Annotated in this window: 21 protein-coding genes and 1 pseudogene; 8 read left to right on the forward strand and 14 right to left on the reverse strand. The window is 72.2% G+C overall.

Features of this window, described 5'->3' with window-relative positions; genetic code table 11:
• Nucleotides 1-70 precede the first annotated feature (70 nt).
• From BKD26_RS18320 to BKD26_RS18330, 3 genes are read right to left on the reverse strand one after another with little or no spacing between them, the layout of a single operon-like run.
• Complete coding sequence (locus BKD26_RS18320) at nucleotides 71-952, reverse strand: SDR family oxidoreductase (RefSeq protein ID WP_084899158.1); 882 nt, start codon at nucleotides 950-952, stop codon at nucleotides 71-73.
• On the reverse strand, nucleotides 949-1,818 hold the full coding sequence (locus BKD26_RS18325) for an alpha/beta hydrolase (protein ID WP_107417897.1): 870 nt from the start codon (nucleotides 1,816-1,818) through the stop codon (nucleotides 949-951). The genes BKD26_RS18320 and BKD26_RS18325 overlap by 4 nt, the downstream gene beginning before the upstream one ends.
• Nucleotides 1,815-3,320 carry an NAD(P)/FAD-dependent oxidoreductase gene (locus BKD26_RS18330; RefSeq protein WP_084899159.1) on the reverse strand — a complete coding sequence of 502 codons (1,506 nt, stop codon included), beginning with the start codon at nucleotides 3,318-3,320 and terminating at the stop codon, nucleotides 1,815-1,817. Before BKD26_RS18330 ends, BKD26_RS18325 begins: the two co-directional genes overlap by 4 nt.
• A 295-nt stretch (nucleotides 3,321-3,615) precedes the next feature.
• Between BKD26_RS18330 and BKD26_RS18335 the strand changes: the two genes are divergently transcribed.
• Nucleotides 3,616-4,287 (forward strand): MerR family transcriptional regulator, encoded by a 672-nt coding sequence (locus BKD26_RS18335; RefSeq protein ID WP_084899377.1) that lies wholly within the window; start codon nucleotides 3,616-3,618, stop codon nucleotides 4,285-4,287.
• On the opposite strand, the gene BKD26_RS18340 is transcribed toward BKD26_RS18335, so the two are convergent.
• Together BKD26_RS18340 and BKD26_RS18345 are read right to left on the reverse strand one after the other, a co-directional pair.
• A complete protein-coding gene (locus BKD26_RS18340) occupies nucleotides 4,233-5,270 on the reverse strand; it encodes a DUF6528 family protein (RefSeq protein WP_241518715.1) in 1,038 nt (345 codons plus the stop codon). The two genes, BKD26_RS18335 and BKD26_RS18340, sit on opposite strands and share 55 nt — an antisense overlap.
• A 108-nt stretch (nucleotides 5,271-5,378) precedes the next feature.
• Nucleotides 5,379-6,176, reverse strand: coding sequence for an exodeoxyribonuclease III (locus BKD26_RS18345; RefSeq protein WP_084899161.1), 798 nt, complete (start codon nucleotides 6,174-6,176; stop codon nucleotides 5,379-5,381).
• A 59-nt stretch (nucleotides 6,177-6,235) separates the two neighbouring features.
• Between BKD26_RS18345 and BKD26_RS18350 the strand changes: the two genes are divergently transcribed.
• Both BKD26_RS18350 and BKD26_RS18355 read left to right on the forward strand, forming a co-directional pair.
• Nucleotides 6,236-6,745: a GNAT family N-acetyltransferase gene (locus tag BKD26_RS18350; protein ID WP_084899162.1), complete on the forward strand. Its 510-nt coding sequence runs from the start codon at nucleotides 6,236-6,238 to the stop codon at nucleotides 6,743-6,745.
• A 128-nt stretch (nucleotides 6,746-6,873) separates the two neighbouring features.
• Entirely contained in the window at nucleotides 6,874-7,839 is a 966-nt protein-coding gene (locus BKD26_RS18355; RefSeq protein ID WP_084899164.1) for a peptidase, read from the forward strand.
• A 61-nt stretch (nucleotides 7,840-7,900) separates the two neighbouring features.
• On the opposite strand, the gene BKD26_RS18360 is transcribed toward BKD26_RS18355, so the two are convergent.
• The gene (locus BKD26_RS18360) at nucleotides 7,901-8,470 is read right to left on the reverse strand and encodes a TetR family transcriptional regulator C-terminal domain-containing protein (protein ID WP_084899165.1); all 570 of its coding nucleotides are present in this window, start codon (nucleotides 8,468-8,470) and stop codon (nucleotides 7,901-7,903) included.
• Between the two features lie 60 nt (nucleotides 8,471-8,530).
• Between BKD26_RS18360 and BKD26_RS18365 the strand changes: the two genes are divergently transcribed.
• Nucleotides 8,531-9,709: an FAD-dependent monooxygenase gene (locus BKD26_RS18365; RefSeq protein ID WP_084899167.1), complete on the forward strand. Its 1,179-nt coding sequence runs from the start codon at nucleotides 8,531-8,533 to the stop codon at nucleotides 9,707-9,709.
• Here the strand turns inward: BKD26_RS18365 and BKD26_RS18370 are convergent.
• Nucleotides 9,696-11,459, reverse strand: coding sequence for an RICIN domain-containing protein (locus tag BKD26_RS18370; RefSeq protein ID WP_179166584.1), 1,764 nt, complete (start codon nucleotides 11,457-11,459; stop codon nucleotides 9,696-9,698). The two genes, BKD26_RS18365 and BKD26_RS18370, sit on opposite strands and share 14 nt — an antisense overlap.
• 525 nt (nucleotides 11,460-11,984) lie before the next feature.
• Here BKD26_RS18370 and BKD26_RS18375 point away from each other — a divergent pair.
• The 4 genes and pseudogenes from BKD26_RS18375 to BKD26_RS18390 all read left to right on the forward strand — a co-directional run.
• Nucleotides 11,985-12,953 carry an EamA family transporter gene (locus tag BKD26_RS18375; RefSeq protein WP_179166585.1) on the forward strand — a complete coding sequence of 323 codons (969 nt, stop codon included), beginning with the start codon at nucleotides 11,985-11,987 and terminating at the stop codon, nucleotides 12,951-12,953.
• A gap of 45 nt (nucleotides 12,954-12,998) precedes the next feature.
• Nucleotides 12,999-13,427, forward strand: coding sequence for a DUF2000 domain-containing protein (locus tag BKD26_RS18380; protein ID WP_084899171.1), 429 nt, complete (start codon nucleotides 12,999-13,001; stop codon nucleotides 13,425-13,427).
• A 16-nt stretch (nucleotides 13,428-13,443) separates the two neighbouring features.
• Nucleotides 13,444-14,178 carry a PhzF family phenazine biosynthesis protein gene (locus tag BKD26_RS18385; protein WP_179166586.1) on the forward strand — a complete coding sequence of 245 codons (735 nt, stop codon included), beginning with the start codon at nucleotides 13,444-13,446 and terminating at the stop codon, nucleotides 14,176-14,178.
• 61 nt (nucleotides 14,179-14,239) lie between these two features.
• Nucleotides 14,240-15,025: pseudogene (locus tag BKD26_RS18390) on the forward strand (AraC family transcriptional regulator); the annotation flags it as partial.
• An 11-nt stretch (nucleotides 15,026-15,036) separates the two neighbouring features.
• Here BKD26_RS18390 and BKD26_RS41365 read toward each other — a convergent pair.
• From BKD26_RS41365 to BKD26_RS18425, 7 genes are read right to left on the reverse strand one after another with little or no spacing between them, the layout of a single operon-like run.
• The gene (locus BKD26_RS41365) at nucleotides 15,037-16,284 is read right to left on the reverse strand and encodes an aminotransferase class I/II-fold pyridoxal phosphate-dependent enzyme (protein WP_347104967.1); all 1,248 of its coding nucleotides are present in this window, start codon (nucleotides 16,282-16,284) and stop codon (nucleotides 15,037-15,039) included.
• Complete coding sequence (locus tag BKD26_RS18400) at nucleotides 16,281-16,856, reverse strand: nitroreductase (RefSeq protein WP_084899177.1); 576 nt, start codon at nucleotides 16,854-16,856, stop codon at nucleotides 16,281-16,283. The genes BKD26_RS41365 and BKD26_RS18400 overlap by 4 nt, the downstream gene beginning before the upstream one ends.
• Nucleotides 16,847-18,349: a M81 family metallopeptidase gene (locus BKD26_RS18405; protein WP_084899179.1), complete on the reverse strand. Its 1,503-nt coding sequence runs from the start codon at nucleotides 18,347-18,349 to the stop codon at nucleotides 16,847-16,849. Before BKD26_RS18405 ends, BKD26_RS18400 begins: the two co-directional genes overlap by 10 nt.
• On the reverse strand, nucleotides 18,346-19,023 hold the full coding sequence (locus tag BKD26_RS18410) for an RraA family protein (RefSeq protein WP_084899180.1): 678 nt from the start codon (nucleotides 19,021-19,023) through the stop codon (nucleotides 18,346-18,348). The genes BKD26_RS18405 and BKD26_RS18410 overlap by 4 nt, the downstream gene beginning before the upstream one ends.
• Nucleotides 19,023-20,135: an o-succinylbenzoate synthase gene (gene menC / locus BKD26_RS18415; protein WP_084899182.1), complete on the reverse strand. Its 1,113-nt coding sequence runs from the start codon at nucleotides 20,133-20,135 to the stop codon at nucleotides 19,023-19,025. The genes BKD26_RS18410 and menC overlap by 1 nt, the downstream gene beginning before the upstream one ends.
• Nucleotides 20,132-21,550 carry a circularly permuted type 2 ATP-grasp protein gene (locus BKD26_RS18420; RefSeq protein ID WP_084899183.1) on the reverse strand — a complete coding sequence of 473 codons (1,419 nt, stop codon included), beginning with the start codon at nucleotides 21,548-21,550 and terminating at the stop codon, nucleotides 20,132-20,134. Before BKD26_RS18420 ends, menC begins: the two co-directional genes overlap by 4 nt.
• Entirely contained in the window at nucleotides 21,528-22,553 is a 1,026-nt protein-coding gene (locus BKD26_RS18425) for an aminotransferase class IV (protein WP_143662667.1), read from the reverse strand. Before BKD26_RS18425 ends, BKD26_RS18420 begins: the two co-directional genes overlap by 23 nt.
• Between the last annotated feature and the right edge of the window lie 2 nt (nucleotides 22,554-22,555).

Below are 22,555 nucleotides of genomic sequence, written 5' to 3' on the forward strand. Positions count from 1 at the left end.
GATCGGCCCCCGGCCTCGACCAGCCTGGCATGCCCGGACATACCGCGCATTTCGATCAATCCGTGACCGTTCAGTCACCCCGCGTACGCGCCAGCTCGTCCGCCGCGCCGCCCGCGCCGACCAGCCCCTTGCGCACGTTCGCGAGCCGTGGCTCGAAGCGCCGCATCTCGCGCTGCCCGACCGTCGCGATGAGCCCCGGCAGGTAGCCGCGTACCGACTGCATGCCCCGCAGCCACCACTGGGCGTACACGTGCGCCGAGCGCCGCTCGATCCCGGCGACGATCCGGTCCACGGCCGGGCCCAGCGGGTACGTACGGTTCGACGGCCACGGCAGTCGCTGCCGCAGCTCCCGCATCACGTCGTCCTCGTCGGCGCCGCGCACCATGTCGGTGTCGGTCCACGACAGGTAGCCGACGCCGACCCGCACGCCCTTGTAGCCGACCTCCGCGCGCAGGCTGTGCGCGAACGCCTCCACGCCGGACTTGGACGCGCAGTACGCGGTCATCATCGGCGCCGGCGTGATCGCGGCGAGCGAGGCGATCTGGAGGAAGTAGCCCCGGCTCTCCATCAGCACCGGCAGGAACGCCCGGCCCGTCACCGCGCCGCCGATCAGGTTGACCTCGATGACCCGCCGCCACGCGACCGGGTCGGAGTCCACGAACGGACCGCCCGCCGCGACGCCCGCGTTGGCGACGACGATGTCCACCTTGCCGAAGCGTTCCTTCACCTCACCGGCCACCTGGGCCATGGCCTCGTGGTCGGTGACGTCGACGTGCCACCAGTCGCTCTCGGTGTGCAGCCGCCCGGACACCTCCTTCAGCAGCTCGGGTTCGAGGCCCAGCAGCGCGACCCTGGCACCGCGCGCGGACAGCTTGCGCGCCAGCAGCTCGCCGACGCCCCGCGCCCCGCCCGTGACGACGGCGACCTGCCCGTCCAGGCTGACCTTGCTCATACGGCTTCCTCCTGCTCGGTACGGACGTACGTCGTCACCAGGGCGCGTATCCGGGCCGTCACGGCCTCCGGTGCCTCGATCGGCGTCATGTGCCCGACGCCCGCCAGCTCCTCCAGCCCCACGCAGCCCGGCAGGGCGGCGGCAAGCGCCCGCGCGTGGACGGGTGGCGTGAGCCGGTCGGCCGTACCGACGATCACCGCCGCCGGTACGGTCAACTCCCGTACGCCCGCCTCGACGTCCAGCCCGGCGAGCACGTGCGACCACGCCACCCGCACCCGGCGCGGGCAGGCGTGCACGATCCGGGCGCACTCCGCGACCCGTTCGGCCGGCGAACCGGGGCCCATGGTGGCGTACTTGAGGACGGCCCTCGACACGGGCGTGACCGGCCCGAGGGGCGCCCGCGCGCCCAGGACGGCCCGGGTCAGCCGGGTCCGCAGCCGCCCGGCCCGCAGCGGCAGCACCAGCGACTCGGCGACCAGCCGCGAGGGGCCCGTGCTGCACAGCAGAACCGCCGCCGCGTGCTCGCGCAGCCCCGGTCGCCCGGCGGCCGCCATGAGCGTCATGCCGCCCATGGAGTGCCCGGCGAGCACCGCCTTCTCGCCCGGCTCCAGCGTGGCGGCCAGCACGGCCTCCAGGTCGTCGGCGAGGGCGTCCGTCGTGTATCCGGACGGCCCGACGGCGGGCGTACGCCCGTGACCGCGCTGGTCGTAGACGATCACCCGGTGGTCGGCGGACAGGTCCCGTATCTGGGCGGCCCAGAACTCGGTCGAGCAGGTCCAGCCGTGGGCCAGGACCACCGCGGGGGCGCCCTCGGCCCCGTACACCTCGACGTGCAGCGGCGATCCGTCGGCGGAGATGACGTTCACGCCGCGGCCCCCTTCGAGAGCGAGCGGGCGCGGACGACCTCGTACTCCGACAGGTCCACCGCCCGCGTCGCCCGCCGGAACTCGGACGTCGTGCCCGGCCAGAGCGTGGTGTTGCGCCCGTTGGCGTCCAGGTACCAGCTGTCGCAGCCGCCGGCCTTCCACACCGTGCGCTCCATCCGGGCCTGTACACGCCGGTTCCACGCGGCGACCGCCGACGGGCGGGCGGCGAGCGCGGCACGCTCGCCGAGCAGGTTCAGCTGCCGCATGTAGTCGGCCATGTAGTTCAGCTGGGACTCGATCATGAGAATCATGGAGGAGTTGCCGAGTCCGGTGTTCGGCCCGATGATCGTCATCCAGTTGGGGAACCCGGCGGCGGTCGCGCCGCGCAGCGACTCCATGCCGTCCTTCCACGCCTCGGCGAGTGTGATGCCGTCCGCGCCCACGACGCGTTCGGCGATCGGCATGTCGGTGACGTGGAATCCGGTGCCGAAGATGATCGCGTCGACGTCCGTCTCCGTCCCGTCGGCGGCGACGACGGCCCGGCCGCGCACCTCCGTCAACCCGGAGGCGACGACGTCCACGTTGGGCTGCGCGATGGCCGGGTAGTACTCGCTGGACAGCAGGATCCGCTTGCAGCCGATGCGGTACGAGGGGGTCAGCTTGGCCCGCAGGGCGGGGTCCTTGATGGCCCTGGCCATGTTGGCCTTGGCGATCGACTCGACGAGCCGCAGTTCGTTGGGCCGCTTGGTGAACGCGGAGACCTGCAACTCCCGGATGCCCCAGAGCAGTCCGCGCCGCGCGGTGCCGGTGAACGGAAGCTGCCGGTGCAGCCAGCGCTCGACGCCGCTGATGGCGCGGTCCATGCGGGGCATGACCCACGGCGGGGTGCGCTGGAACAGCGTCACCTTGCCGGCCTTCGGCTGGATCGCCGGCACGATCTGGATGGCCGAGGCGCCGGTGCCGATCATCGCGACGCGCTTGCCGGTCAGGTCGTAGTCGTGGTCCCAGCGGGCGGAGTGGAAGACCTTGCCGCCCGCCTCCTCGAAGGCGGCGAGCCCGGGGATGTCCGGGATCTTGGGGTCGGACAGCGGGCCGGTCGCGGAGACGACGACGTCGGCGGTGAGCGTGCCCTGCGAGGTCTCGATCTCCCAGCGCAGCTCGTCGTTGTCCCAGCGCATCATCAGCACCTCGTGGTTGAGGCGGAGGTGCGGCCGCAGCCGGAAGGTGTCGGTGACGTGCTCCAGGTAGGCGCGGATGTGCCGCTGCCCGGAGAAGGTGCGCGGCCAGTCGGGGTTGGGCGCGAACGAGAACGAGTAGAGGTGCGACGGTACGTCACAGGCACAGCCGGGGTAGCTGTTGTCGCGCCAGGTGCCGCCGACGGAGCCGGCCCGCTCCAGGACGACGAAGTCGGTGATCCCCTCGCGGCGCAGCCGGACGGCGGCTCCGAGGCCGCCGAATCCGGATCCGATCACCGCCACTCGTACATGCTCGTGCTGGCTCATGCCGCCTCCGCATCGGAAATCCGAGATCCGTCAAAACCCTGCCAGCAATCACTGGCACGGTAGTGGGGAGAGTAGAGCAGGTCCTTACCGAGCGGTAGGGGTCGGACGAAGGAAGTTACCGGCGGTACGACATAGGGTTGCGGACGTGACGAACCAGCGGGCGAACGGGCATGCGGACGGCCCGAGGAGCGGACGGCGGGCGGACCGGTCGGCGGGCGCGGGGGCGGACGGCGGGGTGGACCGGCCGGCGGACGCGGGGGTGGACGGGGCGGCGAGCCCCAACCGCGAGTACCGCATGGAGGGGCTGGCCGAGGCGGCCGGCATCACCGCCCGCACCCTGCGCTTCTACCGCGAGCGCGGCCTGATCCCGCCGCCCCGCCGCGAGGGGCGCATCGCCTGGTACGGACCCCACCACCTGGCCCGGCTGCGGACGATCGCCGCCCTGCTGGAGCGCGGCCACACCCTCAACGGCATCGCCGACCTGGCCGCCGCCTTCGAGAGCGGCCGCGACGTCGGCGAGGTGCTCGGACTGGGCGAGCCGACGGAGGAGGAACCGGTCCGGCTCACCCCCGAGGAACTGGCCGACCACTTCGGCGACCAGGTCACGCCCGAGAACTTCGCCGCCGCCCTGGAGCTGGGCTACCTCGCCACCGACGGCCAGGACATCGTCCACGTCAGCCGCCGCCTCCTGGAGGTCTCGGCCGCGCTCGTCAGGGAAGGCGTGCCGCTCGCCGCGGTCCTCGCGGCCGCCGGCCGGGTCCGGGAACACGCGGACGCCCTGGCCGGCCTCTTCACCGAGCTGCTGCGCGACCACATGGCCGGCGACGCCGACGTCGTACGGCTGCGTCCGCTCGCCAAGAGCGTGGTGGAGGCGGAGGTCTCCATGGCCCTGGACCGCCGGCTGCGCGCCCTTCAGGAGGGCGGCCAGGAGGGGAGCCCGGAAGGCAGCCACCACCGCGCCTTGTAGATCCCGCCGTGCGCCAGCCGGTACGTCCGGGCCGGCCGGTGGACGGCCACCGTGCGCGTCCACCAACTCTCCCTCAGGCCCTTCTCCGGCACCGTGGACACCACCTGGCCGGTCACCGGGTCGTTCCCGACCGCCTTGACCCGCGCCCGGCTGATCCCCGCCGCGCCCGGGAAGTCCCGCAGGAACGTCCCGGTGCTCTTCACGTACTGGTACACGGCCGAGCCGCTGCTCACCCACAGCCGGTCCGGGTCCCCCGCCACCTGCCCCAGGTCGTGCCCGTGCGGGGTCGGCAGCCGCGCCTCGAAGGCCTCGTCGAGCGCCGGCGCCGCCGCCGTACCGCCCACCCTCAGCGCCACCAGCCGGTCCCCGCCCAGCGCCCACAGCACGCGCCGCCCGGCGTCCCACTGGAGCCCGTGCGCGTCCTCCAGCGGATATGTGACGTACCCGCCACCCCGCGATGCCGCGTAGAGCCGTACGACGTCACCCGTGCTGCCCGCGACGGCGACGTTGCCGTCCGGCAGCAGCTCGATGCTGTGCGGGTTGTCCCGGATGGTGCCCGGCGACAGCGTGCCGCCCCAGTAGCGCCTGCCCGACGGGTACTCCACCACCGCCGCGAAGCCGTACGAGGCCACCGTCAGGACGTACGTCCTGCCGCGCCACCTGCGCACCTTCGCCTCGCTCGGGTGCACCCAGCTGACGCCCGGCTCCAGGTCCGCGTACCGGGCGTCCCCGACCGGCGAGAACGCCCACTTCACGACGGCCGGATCGGCGCCCGGGTCCCAGGCGTACCGCCCGCCGTCGAGGAGCAGGACGCGCTTCGAGGCCTGGTCGGTGACGAGGACGTCGGGCGTCCCGGCGGGGATCTCGGAAGCGGAAACCGGGACGGTGGCCGACGTCGGTACGGTGGCGGCGATCAGCAGTCCGTACGCGACCGCCGCGATCAGGGCGGATGTCAGCGGCGTACGTACGGCGGTGATGCGCACACCGCCTTACCCTGCCAGAAGCATTCCCACCGACCGGGGCTCGCCACACCAGCCCTGACATACCCTCACTTCCGGATCACGCCATCCCGCTTCGTCCCCGGCCGAGGCCTACAGGTCGTACGCCGCCGTCACCGGGGCGTGGTCGCTCCACCGCTCGCCGTGCGTCGCCGCCCGCTCCACCCAGGCCTTGACCGCGCGGGCGGCGAGGCCGGGGGTGGCCACCTGGTAGTCGATGCGCCAGCCGGCGTCGTTGTCGAAGGCGCGCCCACGGTAGGACCACCAGGAGTACGGGCCCTCCTGGCCGGGGTGCAGGGCGCGGACGACGTCGACGTACGACGCCTCGTCGAAGACGCGGGTGAGCCACTCCCGCTCCTCGGGGAGGAAGCCGGAGTTCTTCCGGTTGGCCTTCCAGTTCTTCAGGTCGGCCTCCTGGTGGGCGATGTTCCAGTCGCCGCAGACGACCACCTCGCGGCCGTCGGCGGCCGCCCGCTCCTTGAGCTCCTTCAGGTACGGCAGGAACTCGCCCATGAAGCGGATCTTCTCGTCCTGCCGCTCGGTACCGACCTCCCCGGAGGGGAGGTAGAGGCTGGCGACCGTGACGCCGGGCAGGTCGGCCTCCACGTACCGGCCGCTGCCGTCGAACTCGCTCGACCCGAACCCGGTCCGTACGGCGTCGGGCTCGCGCCGCGTGTAGAGGGCGACGCCCGCCCGGCCCTTCGCGGCGGCCGGGGCGTGGACGGTGTGCCAGCCCTCGGGCGCGCGGACCGCCTCGGGGAGCTGGGACTCCTCGGCCCGTACCTCCTGGAGGCACACCACATCGGCCTCGGTGGCGGCCAGCCACTCCACGAATCCCTTTTTGGCGGCGGCGCGCAGACCGTTCACGTTCACGGACGTCACAATGAGCATCCGGGCACCCTACCGACAACGCCTCGAAGATCGCCTCGCATGAATGTACGATACTCCGCATGATTATTCGCCCCAGGCCGTTCGACCACCCCGACGCCCGGAAACTCAACGACATGGTCCAGCTTGAGTACGTCGAGCGGTACGGAGACGGGGGCGACCTCACCCCGCTGGACCCGACGATGTTCCGCCCGCCGCGCGGCCTGTTCCTCATCGCGTACGACGCGGCCGACCGACCCGTCGCCACGGGCGGCTGGCGCGCGCAGCACGAGAACGACGAGGGGTACGCGGACGGCGACGCCGAGCTCAAGCGCATGTACGTGATCCCCGAGGCCCGCGGCCTGGGCCTCGCCCGCCGGATCCTCGCCGCCCTGGAGGACGACGCGCGGGCCGCCGGCCGCACCCGCATGGTGCTGGAGACCGGCGACATGCAGCCGGAGGCCATCGCGCTCTACACGTCGAGCGGGTACGAGCCGTGCGCCAAGTTCGGCTACTACCGCGCGTACGAAAGCAGCCGCTGTTTCGCGAAGCCGCTGAACCGGCCGCTGAGCCGGCCGTCGAACACACCGTGACGCGCTCCTGACAAACAGGCGCCGTCCGTGGCACCCTGCCTCACGCACGTCGATCCGCACCGCTCTTCGTTCCCCCACCCTGCCCGGCCGCGCCGACCGCGCCCCGGGCACGGCAGAAGGAGACATGCGTGAGAGGCCAACGCACCGCCATGGGCGTCCTGCTGACCGTCGGAGCCCTGCTCACCGGCGCCCTGTCGACCACCACCGCCACCGCGGCCGAGCCGGCACCCGCCCCCGCCCCTGACACCAGGACCGTCACCGCCGCCGAACAGCGCACGGCACGGACCTTCTGGACCGCCGAGCGAATGCGCGGCGCCACCCCGCTGGACCTGCGGCTCACCCCGCAGGCCGTCAAGAAGCTCAAGGCCCCGAAGCCGGGCGGCTCCGCGCCGACCACCATCGCGCCCACCGCCTTCCCGCACGCGGGCGGCCCCTGGACCGGCGGCGGAGCGGTCGTGAAGACGTCCGGGCGGGTGTTCTTCACCTTCCAGGGCCGTACCGCCTCCTGCTCCGGCAACGCCGTGACCAGCCAGAACGCCTCCACGGTCATCACCGCCGGGCACTGCGTGAAGTACCAGGGCAGCTGGCACACCAACTGGGTCTTCGTCCCCGCGTACAACAACGGCCAAGCCCCCTACGGCCAGTGGACCGCCACCAAGACGCTGACCACCCCGCAGTGGGAGGCGAGCGAGGACATCAACCACGACATCGGCGCGGCCGTCGTCGCACCGCTGGGCGGCCAGAAGCTCACCGCCGTCACCGGCGCGCAGGGCATCCAGTTCAACGGCGGCTACAACAAGCAGATGTACGCCTTCGGCTTCCCGGCCGCGTCCCCGTACGACGGCTCCAAGCTGATCTACTGCAGCGGGAACTCCTCCAAGGACTTCCTCTTCTCCCAGGACCACAGCCTGGGCTGCAACATGACCGGCGGCTCCAGCGGCGGCCCCTGGTTCACCGGCTTCAGCGAGGCGACCGGCACCGGCCTCCAGGTCTCGGTGAACAGCTTCGGCTACACGTTCCTGCCGAACCGGATGTTCGGCCCGTACTTCGGCAACGAGGCCAAGGCCCTGTACGACAAGGCCCAGGTCTCCTGACCACCGGCTGAGCACCGGCGCGGACCACCGGCGCCCGGCGGGCCCCCGTGCCCGCCGGGCGCTACGGCCGCAGTGCCGTGTCCACCAGGGCACGGATGTCGTACCGGAGCCCGCCGCCCGCGCCGCTCCCCACGAGCCGGTCGAAGACCAGGCCGTCCACGCAGGCGAGGAGCGTCACCGTGCGCCCGTCCGGGTCGGGGACGCCGTGCGCGGCGAGGAGGTCGCGTACGGCATCACGCGCGGCGTTCTCGCGCGGCGCCAGGATGTCCCGCAGCTCCGGGTGGCGCACGCTCTCGACGGCGCACGCGTACCGGGCGAGGGACCGGCGCCGTCCTTCACCGGTCAGCCGCGCCTCGCTGAACCGGGTCAGCGCCTCGGTGAGCCCGGCCGCGTCCCGGGGCGCCGGCCGCTTCTCGCCCGCCGTGCGCAGCTCCGCCTGATCCAGTTCGACGAGCCGGGTGACGAGGGCGGTGAGCAGTGCCTGGCGGGTGCGGAGGTACGCCGATGTGGTGCCCGTCGGCAGCCCGGCGGCCGCGTCGACGGCGCGGTGGGTGAGCGCCCGCATTCCGCCGTCCGCGAGCACGGAGATGGCGGCGTCGGCGAGGACGGTACGACGGTCGGGGGTGGTCATCCTCCCTTTCTACACCCGTAGTAAACTTCTTCTACATCTGTAGAAGGGACGCGATCATCCATGCAGCCTGGACAAGCAGTGGTGGTCGGCGGCGGTATCGGCGGACTGGCGGCCGCCCTCGGGCTCCTGCGCACCGGCTGGCGGGTCACCGTCGTCGAGCGGGCCCCCGCCGCACTGGCCGACGCGGGCGCCGGGATCTCGCTGGCCGCCAACGGCATCCACGCCCTCGACGCCCTCGGCGCGGGCCCCGCCGTACGCGAAGCCGCGCGCCGCCAGCTCACCGGCGGCACCCGTACGCCCGGTGGCCGCCTGCTGGCCCGGATGGACGGCCACGCCCTGGAGCACGCTCTCGGCGCGCCGATCCTCGGCATCCCGCGCGCCACCCTGCACGAGCTGCTGCGCACCCCGCTGCCACCCGGCGCGCTGGTCGCCGGCGCGGAGGTGACGGCCGTCGAGGACGACCCCGAGGCGCCGCACGCGCGCGTGGCGACGGCCGACGGCAGGACGTACGACGCCGACCTCGTCGTCGCGGCGGACGGCATCAACAGCCGGCTGCGCGCCCAGGTGCTGCCCGGCGCCCCCGGCCCGGCGTACAGCGGCTCCACCGTGCTGCGGGCGATCACCCAACACCCGGTGGACGTGGGCGGTGCCGACTTCCAGCTGACCTGGGGGCGGGGCGCGGAGTTCGGGCACATCCTGTTCGCCGACGGGCGGGTGGAGTGGCACGCGGTCCTCAACGCCCCGGCGGGTGTGCGGCACCGGGACCCGCTCGCGGCCGTACGCCGCCGGTTCGCCGCCTGGCACGACCCGATCCCGGCGCTGCTGGCCGCGACCGCGCCGGACGCGGTGCTGCACCATGACGTCCACGAGCTGGTCACGCCCCTGCCGGCGTACGCGGTCGGGCGCGTCGCGCTGCTGGGCGACGCCGCGCACGCCATGACCCCGCACCTGGGGCAGGGTGCCTGCCAGGCCCTGGAGGACGCGGCGGGCCTGGCCGCGGCCCTGGTGGCGGCGCGCGACCTCCCGGCGGCGCTGGCCCGGTACGACGCGGAGCGGCGCCCGCGCAGCCAGGCGGTGGCCCTGGCGGCCCGCCGGGCCGGGCGGATGGGCCAGCAGCTGGCGAACCCGGTGGCCGTCGCCGTACGCAACGCGGCGATCCGGCTCACCCCGTCGAGGGCGACGATCCGGACGATCCTGCGGCACGCGGCGTGGACGCCGCCGGTGCTCAGCCCGCGTTGACCGCGACGCCCGGAAGCAACGGGGCGACCAGCGAGGTGAGGTCGTCCAGGGTCGCCGGCTCCGGCTCCCGCTCCGGTTCGGGTTCCGGGTCGCTGACGCTGCGGACGCCGTGCCGGTTGCCGGGGGCCGTCCCGGCCGCCGGTGCTCCGTGCCCGTGCCCGTGCCCCTGCCCGGGGACGGTGGCCGGCGGGCCGGGCGGCCGGTCCGGGGACGGGCGGCCCTTCCCGGAGCGCGCGGTCTCGACGTCCTCGGCCTTCCCCGTCTCCTCGGCCGCCCGCCGGGGCGAGGGGGCGCCCGCCGCCCCGTCGGTGAGCCAGCGCTGGGACGCCGCCCCGTCACGGAGCTTGACGACCACGGTGGTCCCCGGCTGCGTGGTGGCGGGCATCAGGCCCAGGCCCGCGTGCCAGCGGGGCACGAGGTGGCCCTGGACGCTCAGGTCGTACCGTACGGTCGCGGGGGCCTGCGTGGCGCACAGCCGCAGCACGACCACACCGGACGGCTCCTGGGAGTTCGGGCACAGGACGGGCGCGGTGGCGCTGCGCAGCAGGCCGTCCGGCTCGTACCGCCACGCCTGCGTCGGTGAGGCGGTGCACGGGGCGAGTGTCAGTTCGGCGCCGACCTGGGGCCGGCCGTCCCGGATGTCGAGGCACAGCCCGGACTCGGCGTTGCGCAGCCGGGTGTCCAGGGGCCCGGTGCCGTGGCCGGCGGACGCGGGCGGCCGCGGAGGGGCGGTCGTGGGCCGGGAGCCCGGCGCGGGCGCGGCGCTTCCGGCGCCGCCCGGCGGTGGGGCCGTCGGGACCGTACTCCCGGCGCTGGGCCCGCTGTCGCCCGGGTCCGCCCAGAGGCCGGACACGGCCGCCAGGCCCAGGACGCCGGTCATGACGAGCCCGAGTCCCACCAGGAGCGCTCCCCCGCCCGGTACGGCCCAGGCAAGGCGCCGCGCCACTCCCGTAGGCACGGCCCGCGAGTGACGCCCGGCCCTGCGGGCCTCGTTGGGCGTACGGGTACGGGAGCGGCCCGGCCGTGACTCGACGTACCCGCGGGCCCCCTCGCCCAGCACGCCCTCGGCCAGCAGCAGCGGCAGCCGTCCCTCGAATTGCCGCAACTGGTCCACCGCGTTCCGGCAGTGCCGGCACTTCGCCACATGCCGCTGAATGTCCGGGATCAGCGCCCCGCCGCGCCGCAGCGATATGTCGAGCAGCCGGTTGTAGTGGCGGCATTCCGCGTCCGCGGCGAGCTCCGAATGGGCGCGCAGACAACCGGCGCGGAACAGTTCGCGGGCCTCTTCGAGTCGTGCCGTCGCGGCACGCGGGTCGATGGCCAGCAAAGCGGCCGGAATGGATATCCCCTCGGCCTCGACCTCCCGGTGCCACAGCAGAACCTGCGCCGGTCCGGGCAATGCCGCGAACGCACGCGCCACGAGCTCCCGGCCGGGCGCGGGCCCGGCGGGATGCGGCAGCCCGGCCAGGAGGGCCGCGATACGCGGGTCGCCGGCCCACTCGGCGACGGTACGGCGCGCCGCCACCAGCAGCCGCGGCCGCAACGCCCCCTGCGTACCGCCGTCTCCGCCGCCGTGCCGCAGTTCGTCCAGCACGCGCGCGAACGCGGCGGACACGACCATCGAGGCGTATGTGCGCGAGGCGGTGAGGAGCGCCGCGTAGTCGCTCACCGCTCCGCAGTGCCGCGCCATCAGCGCGGTGGCGGGATAGGCGTCCTCCGCCACGCCCCCGCCGGGTGCGGCGCTCAGCATGCCGGCCAGTGCCGCGTCCGCTCCTCCGGACGTGGGCGCGTAGGGAGGCGGTGGCGGGACGGAATGTCCGGGACGGGGAGAGGGCATGGGTCTATTTCCATTCAGGGCATTGCGATGGGGGGTTGGAAAAGAACACCGCCTGATTGGTACATACCTTGTCGGTGCCGGATCCCTTTTGGGGTGCCACCGGCCAGAAATTCGAACTGTCGCTCAATTACGCCCTGTTGGGTCTGCGGGGCTGCACAGCTTTCCATAACCCGCCGCTATGGAACAAGAGTTCCGGCGCGCGCCACCGCTCGGCGACTGGGCCCCGCCTCGCGGCGCCCGACCACGCACCACCTGGGGTGACCGGTGTGGGTGCGGGCCGCTCACGGGGGGGGGGCCGCGCGGGACAAGGCCGGTCACCACGCCCCACCCTCCCCACATCAATTTCGTACAAGACACCCCGCCGAGACATGGCACAGCATGATCACTGCAAGCACGGGGGAACCGGCCCGGGGGGGCCGGAGTGGAGGGCGACATTCCATGAAACGTCGATCGGCGTCACCGAATTCGGCGGCCGTACTGTCGGTACTGGCCGGATCCGCGCTGTTCGGAACAAGCGGTGTGGCACAGGCCCTGGGGCCTGACGAAGCCCCCGCAGCGGCAGTAGGAGCCGCCCGGGTCCTGGTGGGCGGGGTCTTCCTGCTCCTGCTGGCCGCCCGCCGGCGCAGCCGGTTCCCGACCGCCCGCGCCCTGCCGGGCACCACAGTGCTGCTCGGCGCTTCGGTCGCGGTCTACCAAAGCTGCTACTTCAACGGAGCGGCCCGCCTCGGCGTCGCGATGGGATCGATCGTCACCGTGGCCACGGTCCCCGTCGCCACCGGAATCGTCGCCTATCTCCTGCGTGGCGAAAAGCCCACGAATCGCTGGTATCTGGCCACCCTTCTGGCCATTGTCGGTCTCATCGGATCAAGCGGTGTGGTGGGTGAGACACGGGCTGATATTTTCGGTTTCCTGATGTGCCTGACAGCGGGTAGCAGTGTGGCGATATACACAGTGCTGAGCAGCAGGCTGCTCGACGCCGGAGCTCCCGTCACGGAGGTGACCACGATCGCCGTCGCCGTATCCGGCTTCCTGCTCCTGCCCGTGCTGCTGTTGTCCGGCCCCTCCTGGCTCGGTACGCCCTCCGGGGCACTTATGGCGCTCTACCTGGGACTGTTCACGAGTGCCGTCGCCTTCTGGCTCAATGCGCGCGGGCTGCGGAAGGTCTCCCCGACCGCGGTGGCCACGCTCAACCTCGCCGAGCCTCTGGCAGCCGTCGTCCTCGCCTTCCTCGTACTGGGCGAGGAACCGTCGGCGGTGCAGGTCGCCGGGGCCCTGTCCATATGCGCCGGCCTCCTGGTCCTGGCCATGCGCCCGCAGGGCAAGGCGGCGCCGCCCGCGCAGACGACGCTGACGGCCCCTCCGGACATAGCCACACCAGTGACGCGTGATGCGTCAACACCACGGTAGTGAGCCAACGCGACAACACACGATGAAAGGCGGGCCGTCGTCGCCATGACTACTCCCACCAGGTTCGACTGGGACACCAAGATCGCGGTCGTTCTCCGCGACGATCTGCAGGACTGGCAGAAGCTCAACGTCACAGCCTTCACCACGAGCGGTATCGCGGCCACCGTCGACGGTGTTGTCGGGGAACCGTACGTCGACGGCGACGGAACGAAGTACCTGCCGATGTTCCGGCAGCCCGTACTCGTCTTCAGTGCGGATGCCCAGCGTCTGAAGACCATCCACGAACGGGCGCTGCGCCGGGACGTCATCGTGGCCGTCTACCCGGAGGCGATCTTCGCCACCAACAACGACGACGACAACCGGGCCACCATCACCGATGTCCCCACGGACCAGCTGGTGCTGGCAGGTATCGCCGTACGCGGTGACAAGCGCGAGGTCGACAAGGTGGTCAGAGGCGCCGCCATGCACACCTGACGGAGGGCTGTCCACCATGTCGACCACATCGCCTCCGACCGCCACCGTGCACGTCCTGCGGGTCTTCACCAATGCTCAAGGCCGGTACGGGAACCCACTCGGTGTCGTCCTCGATGGGGCGAGCGTGCCCGCCGACGGCCGGCAGGCGCTCGCCGCCCGGCTCGGGTACAGCGAAACCGTGTACGTCGACGGTTTCGCCGACGGAGGGGGATCCAGGAAGGTGCAGATCTTCACCCCCACGTCCGAGATCCCGATGGCCGGTCACCCGTTGGTGGGAACGGCATGGCTGCTCGCCCAACAGGACGGCACACCATCGGAGTTCGCTCTGAGTCCCGTACGGCTGGACAGCCCGGTGCCCTGTGCCGTCTCAGGGGCTCGGGCCCGGATCGACGTCACGCCCAGCACCGCTCCGGACTGGGAACTGGAGCAGTTGGCCGACCCCGGGGCGGTGGAGTCGGCCGCCGTTCCCGGACGTGGGGAACACTGGCAGCGCACGTTGATCTGGGCTTGGGACGACGCTCACGACGAGCCCACGGTCCGGGCACGGACCTTCGCCTGGGCATGGGGAGTCGAGGAGGACGAGGCCTGCGGCTCCGGTGTGGTGCGGCTGGCAGCGCTGCTGGGACACGGCGTACGAGCCCGGACAGGACGCGGATCGGTGGTGGAGGCCACGATGCGGCCCGACGGGCTGGTGCGCGTGGGCGGCCGGGTGGTGCTGGACGGGCGACGCGAGGAGCCCGTGGGGGCGTGACGAGGCCCGGTACCCTACGGGAACCAACGCGACTGTCAAGGCCCCGAGTTAGCCTGGACGTATGTTCCCAAGCCCTTTGGAGGGCGGCCCACCGGGCCAGGACCGGGCCGTTCTCTGGCGTCCTCCTCTGGCGGGCGTCGAGGTACTGCACGCCCGCTTCCGCCGCCATGTCTACGCCCGTCACGCTCATGAAGCGCTGACGCTCGCCCTGGTCGACGCAGGTGCCGCGGCGTTCACCTGCGGGGGCCGCGACTATCTGGCGCCGTCCGGCACGGCATTCATGATCCGGCCCGGGGAACCGCACACGGGCAGTCCGGCCACTCCGGCCGGATACCGCTACCGCGTGCTGTACATCGAGCCCCGGACACTGGACGAACTCCTCGGCCCACCCGAGAGCGCCGACGCGACGTCGACCCGGCTGCCGGCCAGCGGGACGCTGCGCGACCCCCGCCTGGTCCGGTCCCTGGCCCGGGCCCATGACGCGCTCGGCTCCCGTGCTTCGAGCCTGGCCCGCGAAAGCGCGCTGCTGGACGTCGGCCAGGCACTGGCCGAGCACGGCGCCGAGCACGGCAGTCCGGTCGTGGAGGTGCCACGGGTGGCGCGCATCGCCCGCGACTACTTGCACGCCCACCCCGACGCGGACGTCTCCCTCAAGCAGCTGTCACAGATCTGCGGCGTCGGCGTCCACCACCTCATACGTTCCTTCTCCGCCGCGATGGGGATGCCGCCGCACGCCTACCAGACACAACTGCGGGTCTGGCGGGCACGCTCGCTGCTCTTCGAGGGCCTGCAGGCCGCCGAGGTCGCGCTGCGCACCGGCTTCTACGACCAGGCGCACTTCACCCGGGTCTTCAAGCGCTACACCGGCGTGACGCCGGGCCAGTTCCTGCCCAGCGCGTCCGCCGCACCGGCCAGTCTCGCCACCGCCTCCCGGAGGACCTCCTCCCGCTTGCAGAAGGCGAACCGCGCCAGCCAGCGAGGAGAGTCCTGACCTTGGTAGAACGCCGATGCGGGTACGGCCACCACGCCGGCCCGCTCGGGCAGCTCCCGGCAGAACCTCACATCGTCCTCGTACCCCCAGGAGCGGATATCGGTCTGAAGGAAGTAGCCCCCTTCGGCACGGAAGGTGCGCAACCCGGCCCGCTCCAGCCCCTCGCGGAGCAGGTCCCTCCGCCGCTGCAAGGAACAGCTCAAGCTGCGGATCCAGGTGTCGCAGTCCTCACTGGACGCGAGCACGCGGGCAACCGCGTCCTGCAGTGGAGTTCCGGATCCGAAGGTGAGGAACTGTTTGGCGGAGAGCAACGGGTTGATCAGTTTCGCCGGTCCGCAGGCCCAGCCGACCTTCCAGCCGGTGACGCTGAACGTCTTGCCCGCCGACGAGATCACCACCGTCCGCTCACGCATGCCCGGCAGCCCCGCGATGGTCTCGTACGCCCGCCCGTCATAGACGAGGTGCTCGTACACCTCATCCGTCACGACAACGAGGTCGTGCTCGCGGCAGACGTCGGCGATATCGGCGAGTTCGGCGGGTGTGAAGACTTTTCCGGTGGGGTTGTGCGGGGTGTTGAGCAGCAACACCCTCGCCAGGGCGGACACGGCGGCGGCACGCAGGGCGTCTGCGTCCAGAGCGAAGCCGTCGCCGTCGACGGCCAGGGGTACGGGGACGAGTTCGGCCCCGGCCAGGCGCGCCACAGCCGCGTACGAGTCGTAGCAGGGGTCGAAGGTGAGGAGCCGGTCGCCGTTCCCGCAGAAGGCCAGCACGGCGGCCGCGATCGCCTCGGTGGCACCCGTGGTGATCACTACCTCGCCGTCCTCCGGCCGGTAGCGCGGCCCGAGGCCGTGGCGCGTGCGGTGATCCGCGACGGCGGCGCGCAGCTCGGGGAGTCCGGCGGCGGGCGGGTACTGGTTGCGGCCGGATCCGACAGCGTTGGCGGCGGCCTTCAACAGCCCGTCCGGGCCGTCGGTGTCGGGGAACCCCTGGCCGAGGTTGATGGCGCCGGTGCCCTGTGCGAGCTGTGTCATCTCGCTGAAGATCGACGGCCCGAAGCCGCGCATCCGTGGCGCGGGCTCCCAGGCGCGCACGTCCCCGCTTTCCGCCGCGCTCACCGCCCGGCTCCCGTCCCCTGCGGCGCCCCCAGGGACCGTACCTTCGCCCGTACGTCGACCGGCCGGCGGGCCGGGGCCGGCGGTGCGGATTGCGGCGTACCGACGTAGAGCCATCCGAGCAGCCGCTCCGTGGTCTCCACCCCGATGCACTCCCGGACCCACGGCGAGTCGATGGCACTGCCGGTGCGCCATATGGCGCCCCATCCCCGGCTGTGCAGCAGCAGGTGCAGGGTGTGGGTCATGGACACCGTGGCGGCGAGTTGTTCCCACTCGGGCACCTTGGGGTGCTCGGGTCGTGGGCAGAAGACGATGGAGACCAGCAGAGGGGCCCGCAAGGGCTTGGCCGCGGCGCGCTCGGCCTGGGCCGGGTCGGCGGCCGCCCGGCCGAGTGCCTCGCCCAGGCGCTGACGCCCCTCACCTCTGATCATGACCAGGCGCCAGGGCCTGAGCAGTCCGTGGTCCGGTGCGGTCGATGCCGCTTGGACCAGTTCCAGCATCTCGTCGTCGTCCGGTGCGGGTCCGTCCAGCCGGGTGACGCTGCGCCGGGTCAGCACAGCTTCCATCACGTCCATGCAAGCCCTTCCTGCGGTGTACGGGACGACATGGGCCAGAGGGCTTGAGTGGGGCCCTGTCGTGGAATGTCCTCGATCCTGCGGGCCGTCGGCCCGGGAGCGTCCGCCACCAGCAGCTGATCGGCCACCTCGGCGAACCCGGCCCGGAAGTGGTTGACGGACTTCACCCCGATGATGCGGCAGCGCTCCGGCATGATGCCGTGCAGCCGGAGGATCTCCGAGTCGAGGACCTGACGCCGTTCGGAGGCGACGATCACGTCCGTGGTCCCGACGGTGATACGGACGCACCGGCCGAAGTCCGTTCGCTTGCCCCGCCGCATCGCGGTCTGGACGATCGCGCCGTCCGTGATGGCGCGTACCGTTCCCACCGCCTCGATGGGCGGGCCGCTGGCCCAGCCGTGCCGCCCGCCCAGCCGGACCGGGAGGGTGGCGCCGACCCCGGCCGCCATCGCGACGGCCACGGTCTCCGGGTCCCAGAGCGTGGCGAAGCAGGTGGGCTCGGGCACGTCCAACAGGGCGCGCAGCAGGTGCGTGCTGTCGCCGGTGGCTCCGCAGCCGGGGTTGTCGGTACCGTCACCGATCACGACGGTGGCCGCGTCCGACGCGCGGGCCAGGCGTACGGCCTCCTCCGGGCCGATCAGTTCGCTGCGGAAACGCTCGCGGTGCTCGTCCAGCCAGCCGGCGACGTCCTCGCCGCACCGCCGGGCGAGCCCGTGATCCCCGTCAGTGACGGTCACTACGCTGGTCGCGGCCTGCTCGGTATCGGCGTACGGGAAGCCGTGGAACACGGTGCATGCCAGGACACCGGGCCGTTCCTCGGCCGACTTCACCCGTTCCATGAGGTCTCGCGCCGGAGAGCCCTCGGTCGTCGGGGACGGCGGCAGCAGCATCGGAAGCCTGCGCAGGTGTGTCACGGGGTGCGCCGCCCCCAGGGCGGAGGCGAAGGCGATCTCTGCGGCGAGCCGCGCGCGCTCCGCGCAGTCGGTGTGCGGGTACAGGTGGTATCCGCTCACCACATCGGCCAGCTCGGTGAGTTCGGAGGGCACATTGGCGTGCAGGTCCATGGTGACGGCCAGCACTGCCTCGGGCAGAAGGGTGCGGACAGCGCGCAGCACCGCGACGTCCAGCGAGTGGTGCGGCGCGACCACACCCGCTCCGTGGAGGTCGAGGAGGACGACGTCACACGGCCCGGCGGCGCGCAGCCGCGACAGCAGCCGGGCTTCAAGCTCGTGGTAGACGTCCGCGTCGACGGCGGGGCCGGGCTCCGCGCGGGCGTGGAACGCGGGGAGTACCTCGGCCGCCTGTGCCGCGCAGGCCGTCAGGTAGCCACCGGTGACGGTGTTGGTCCCGGTGAACTCCGCCAGGATCTCGTCGCCTTGGTGGAGCGAGAAGACGGAGAGCGGGGCCGTCCCCATGTACTCGACCATGAAGGTGCTCGACTCGTGCACCACCCCACCGACCGCTACCCTCAGCCCCTCGGCGCCACCCTTCATGGCCTCGCCCCCGGCACGGACTGACTCACCAGCCCGAGCGCGTTGTACCCACTGCGTCGGCGGGCCTCCCGCAGCGGCGTCCCCGCGGCGAGATCGGCGCGTATGGCCTCCTCGACAGCGACCACCCGCAGCACCTTCTCGGCTGTACGCTCCGCGAGGCGTGCGGGCACCACCAGCCCCCCGGCGTCGTCTCCGACGACGATGTCGCCGGGGTCGACCCTGACTCCGAAGACGGTCACCGGCTGCTGTACCGCTTCGAGCCGCACCCGGTGCTTGCCCGACTTCATGTAGGCGGCGCGGCTCCACAGCGGGTAACCCAGTGCGCGGATGGCGCCGACGTCCCGGCACGCGCCGTCGATGACGGTGCCGGCCACCCCGCGCCGGATCGCGGTCTCGGAGAGGATGTCTCCCCAGACCGTGCAGTGGGTGCGGCCTTCATTGGCGATCAGTACGACAGCCCCCTCGGGTACGTCGTCGACGAACTCCCCGGCCGGCGCGCTCTCCCCGTCCTCCACCGGCACGTATCGCAGCGTGTAGGCGGGGCCCGCCACGGCACGTGTTCCCGACATCCGCCGCAGCCCGCACAGGCCGGTGTCTCCGTGACCGAGCATGTCCAAGGCGTCGCTCACGGCGCTGGTGCCGTGCTCCTGGAAGATCTGCTGCGCGTTTCCCATCAGTGGTCCCCGCCCTTTGTCAGTTCCTTCTCTCGTTCGACCTTGAGGGTGCCGGTCGGCTCAGCACCGGTGCCCGGCCCGGGCAGGGGCCTCACCCAGCCCGGCTCGTGGAAGGCGAGGCGGGGCCATGCGCCGTCGTCGTCGTAGTACGTGTCGCTGGGGCCGACATCGCTGGCGAGGGTCATGTTGGGGAGGGTGGCGAGCGCCAGATTCGTCCACCGGCCGATCCCTTGGTCCCATTTGCCGCCGACGAACGTCGGGATGCCTTCGCCGGCGCAGAAGTCGTGGATGCGCACCGATTCGCCCAGTCCGCCGACCCGTCCCGTCTTGATGTTGACCATGCGGCAGGCACCGAGGCGTGCGGCCTCCTGCGTCTCGCGCAGTGAGTGCACCTGTTCGTCCAGGCAGACGGCCGTCTCCATGCGGTGCTGGAGCTCGGCGGTGGCCGGGAGCGAGTGCCGGGGAAAGGGCTGTTCCAGGGCGAGCAGGCCGAGTTCGTCCAGGGTCGTCAGGTGTTCGACATGGGATTCGTCGTAGGCGGCGTTGGCGTCGGCGATCACGGGCAGCTCGGGGAAGGCGGCGCGCACTTCACGTACAGGGTCGGTGTCCCAGCCGGGCTGGATCTTCAGTCGCACCCGCTGGTATCCCGTACGCGCGGCGTTCGCCACGTTCTCCAGCAGCTCATCGATCGTGGGCTCGATCCCCGCGGTGGCTCCGACCGGCACCGGGCGCACCGACCCACCGAGCTCCTCGCACAGCGGCCTGCCATGCAGCCGCGCCTGGAGGTCCCAGAGAGCTGTCTCCAGCGCGCCCTTGGCCTCCTCGTGACCGTTGACCTCGCGCCACAGCCGCATGCAGCTGTGCGGACCGCAGTCGTCGGCGGCGAGGAGCATGGGGCCCAGGTACTCCTCGATGACGTACCACGCCGTCACGATCGTTTCGTAGTTGTAGAAGGGGGTCTCCATGGCGGTGCACTCGGCACGACCGGTTCCCCCCTCGGCGTCCACTTCGACGATCAGCTTGGTCCAGGTGTGGTAGCGCTGCCACCGGTTCTCGAACGGCCGGGCCAACCGGGCGGTCACCAGCCTCAGGGCGACCCTGTCGACGTTCATGCGGATTCCTCCCCGTCCCGTGCTGCGGACGTCACGTGCACAGCGAGCTTCTGTCCGCCCTGGAAGACATTGACCCGCTCCCGCAGGCTTGCCTTGGACCCGAAGAAGGCGGTCCTGCCCCGTAGGACGTAGGCGTCGAGACTGAACGGCATGGCCACCACGCGCGGCACCCCGTCGGTGCGCACGGTCGGGTAGGCGCTGGGGGCCACGTACTCCTGGACGATCGCGGGCTGCCGGCCCGCCCTGGCGACCACCTCCGACCACGCCGAGTGCGATACGGCACGGCCGACGGTCACGCCGTCCCCGCGGATGTCGTACGGCTCCTTGATCACGTAACGGTGCTGCTCGTCAAGGACCCGGCGCGTGTCCGTGCGCAGCCGTCGGGTCCACGGCAGCAGCCCGGTCGTCAGGTTCCGGTCGTCGTCGTCGAAGTGGTGAGCGAACTCCTCCTCCTGCAGCAGCGCGAGAGTGAGCTTGCTCTCCGCCACATAGCGGGCGGCGAACGAGTTGACGTGCACGAGGTCCGTCTCGCGGAGCAGCCCCAGCCAGCGCTTGAGCAGTTCCGGGTCGTCCGACACCATGCGGTCCCAGGAGACCGTATTGATCTTGTTCCAGCAGACATCGACCCGCCGTCGCCCCGCCCATGCGTGACCGCCGGACGCGGTGAGCTCGTGCGGGTCGACGATCAGTGCGTCGACATCGAGCGTCCGGAAGAGCGCTGCCATCTCCCGGCTCTCGCGGTTCTCCTTGCCTCGTGGCTGGAGCACGGCCACACACGGTGTGCCCGGCAGGCGTCCGGCGTCGGACAGCGCGGCGGTGAGGACATCGAGCAGGGCGGCGCCGTCGGGAGCGACGTCGTCCGCGTGAGGGGGCAGCTCGACACCGGCGCGCTCCAGGATCGCGGCCACGACGGAGTGGACGCGGGGGGTGAAGAGCGTGCCGGCCGGTGCGTCGGCGTTGTTCTCCAGCACCCGCAGCTTCTCGCTGCCCTGCTGGAGATAGCCGTCCAGGCGGCATACGAGGATACGGGAGTCACGGCCCGCCTCGGCCTCACCGTCGATCAGGGCATCGGCCGCATGCCCCAGCCCGTACCAGCGGCGCACCTCCGGGTCCTGCCGGTAGATCCGTACGGCCTTCTCCAACAGCCGTACGTACGCCTCGAGTGTGCGGGCCGTGCGCGCGGCGGATGCGCCGTCCACGACGAGCGGCAGCGGGGAGAGCGGATGGTCCTTGTTCTGGAACACCGGAGCCGCACCCCGCGCTTCGGCCACCAGCGACGCCAGTCCCTGCCCCCCACGGCCGACGCGCATCAGCCGGGCCGCCAGGTCCAGCGCCGTGTCCCAGTCGATCAGCCCCGCCGGAGGGTCGTCCCCTCCCCCGGCGCCCACCGCCTCATGCGTGACCGGCTCTCCCACCAGCCACCACCTCCCCTTCCTCTCCGGGTCCCTCTCCGGACGGGGGTCCGCCCCTCACCTCTTCGAAGTACGCGATGATCAACTGCCTTGTGAGGGGCCTGAGTTCGTGGAACCGGCACTCCCGCCCGTCGAAGGAGGCAACCGGCGCGAACTCCAGCCCCGTGCCGCACAGAAACGCCTCGTCGGCCGCGTAGACGTCCTCACGTGCGAGCCGGGTCTCCTCCGCGACCGCCCCCAGCGAGCACGCGGCCCTCAGCACCCAGGAACGGGTGATGCTGGGGAGCACGTCTTCCGAGAGCGCGGGGGTGAGAAGCTTCCCGCCCCGGACGATGAAGAGCGCCGCTGTGGGCGCCTCGGCGATCCGCCCGTGCTGGTTCGTCAGGACGCAGCCGTCGTAGCCGGCTTCCCGGGCCTGCAGCCAGGCCAGCCGGGGGCCGGCGTAGTTGGCGATGTTCTTGGCCGCGGGCGGATGCACGGCTGCGGAGCCACGCTGCCAGTCACTGACGCACAGCGCCATCGCCCGCTCCTCGGCGAGCCAGCGCTTGCGGCCCATGGGGACGGCTGTGACGCTCAGCTCGGGCCGGGCCGGCTCCGCCAGCGTCCCCGGGTTGAGTGGGGTGGCCGCCACCCGCACATAGGCATCCCGTGTGATGGCGTTACGTTCGATCAACTCGTCGATCACGGCGGGCAGCTCGGCAAGCCCGGGATCCGGGAACCCCATGGCGTCCAGCGAAGCGACCATCCGGTTCAGATGCTCCGCGAGCAGGAACGGCCTGGCCAGGCCGCCGGTCGCCGGGGTGTAGAGCCTGACACCCTCGAACACGGACAGCCCGTAGCGCATGGCGAGGCTGTCGATCGGCACCAGGGCTTCGGCCCTGGTCACCCAACGGCCACCGAAGAACACATGCGGGTAGGGCGGGGGACCGCCCCGCCCCTCGACGGCCTGGGGGCGCGGCCCCTGGTGGCCGGGAGAGGCGGGGCGGGCGGCGGAAACGTGGGACACGC

It is taken from the genome of Streptomyces sp. CB03238 (assembly GCF_002099185.1).
Lineage (GTDB): Bacteria > Actinomycetota > Actinomycetes > Streptomycetales > Streptomycetaceae > Streptomyces.

Coding starts and splice junctions, on each gene's coding strand:
- BKD26_RS18320 (WP_084899158.1), bottom strand. CDS start 952: ATGAGCAAGGTCAGCCTGGACGGGCAGGTCGCCGTCGTCACGGGCGGG.
- BKD26_RS18330 (WP_084899159.1), bottom strand. CDS start 3,320: ATGAGCCAGCACGAGCATGTACGAGTGGCGGTGATCGGATCCGGATTC.
- BKD26_RS18335 (WP_084899377.1), top strand. CDS start 3,616: ATGGAGGGGCTGGCCGAGGCGGCCGGCATCACCGCCCGCACCCTGCGC.
- BKD26_RS18345 (WP_084899161.1), bottom strand. CDS start 6,176: ATGCTCATTGTGACGTCCGTGAACGTGAACGGTCTGCGCGCCGCCGCC.
- BKD26_RS18350 (WP_084899162.1), top strand. CDS start 6,236: ATGATTATTCGCCCCAGGCCGTTCGACCACCCCGACGCCCGGAAACTC.
- BKD26_RS18360 (WP_084899165.1), bottom strand. CDS start 8,470: ATGACCACCCCCGACCGTCGTACCGTCCTCGCCGACGCCGCCATCTCC.
- BKD26_RS18365 (WP_084899167.1), top strand. CDS start 8,531: ATGCAGCCTGGACAAGCAGTGGTGGTCGGCGGCGGTATCGGCGGACTG.
- BKD26_RS18370 (WP_179166584.1), bottom strand. CDS start 11,459: ATGCTGAGCGCCGCACCCGGCGGGGGCGTGGCGGAGGACGCCTATCCC.
- BKD26_RS18375 (WP_179166585.1), top strand. CDS start 11,985: ATGAAACGTCGATCGGCGTCACCGAATTCGGCGGCCGTACTGTCGGTA.
- BKD26_RS18380 (WP_084899171.1), top strand. CDS start 12,999: ATGACTACTCCCACCAGGTTCGACTGGGACACCAAGATCGCGGTCGTT.
- BKD26_RS18385 (WP_179166586.1), top strand. CDS start 13,444: ATGTCGACCACATCGCCTCCGACCGCCACCGTGCACGTCCTGCGGGTC.
- BKD26_RS18400 (WP_084899177.1), bottom strand. CDS start 16,856: ATGGACGTGATGGAAGCTGTGCTGACCCGGCGCAGCGTCACCCGGCTG.
- BKD26_RS18405 (WP_084899179.1), bottom strand. CDS start 18,349: ATGAAGGGTGGCGCCGAGGGGCTGAGGGTAGCGGTCGGTGGGGTGGTG.
- BKD26_RS18410 (WP_084899180.1), bottom strand. CDS start 19,023: ATGGGAAACGCGCAGCAGATCTTCCAGGAGCACGGCACCAGCGCCGTG.
- menC (WP_084899182.1), bottom strand. CDS start 20,135: ATGAACGTCGACAGGGTCGCCCTGAGGCTGGTGACCGCCCGGTTGGCC.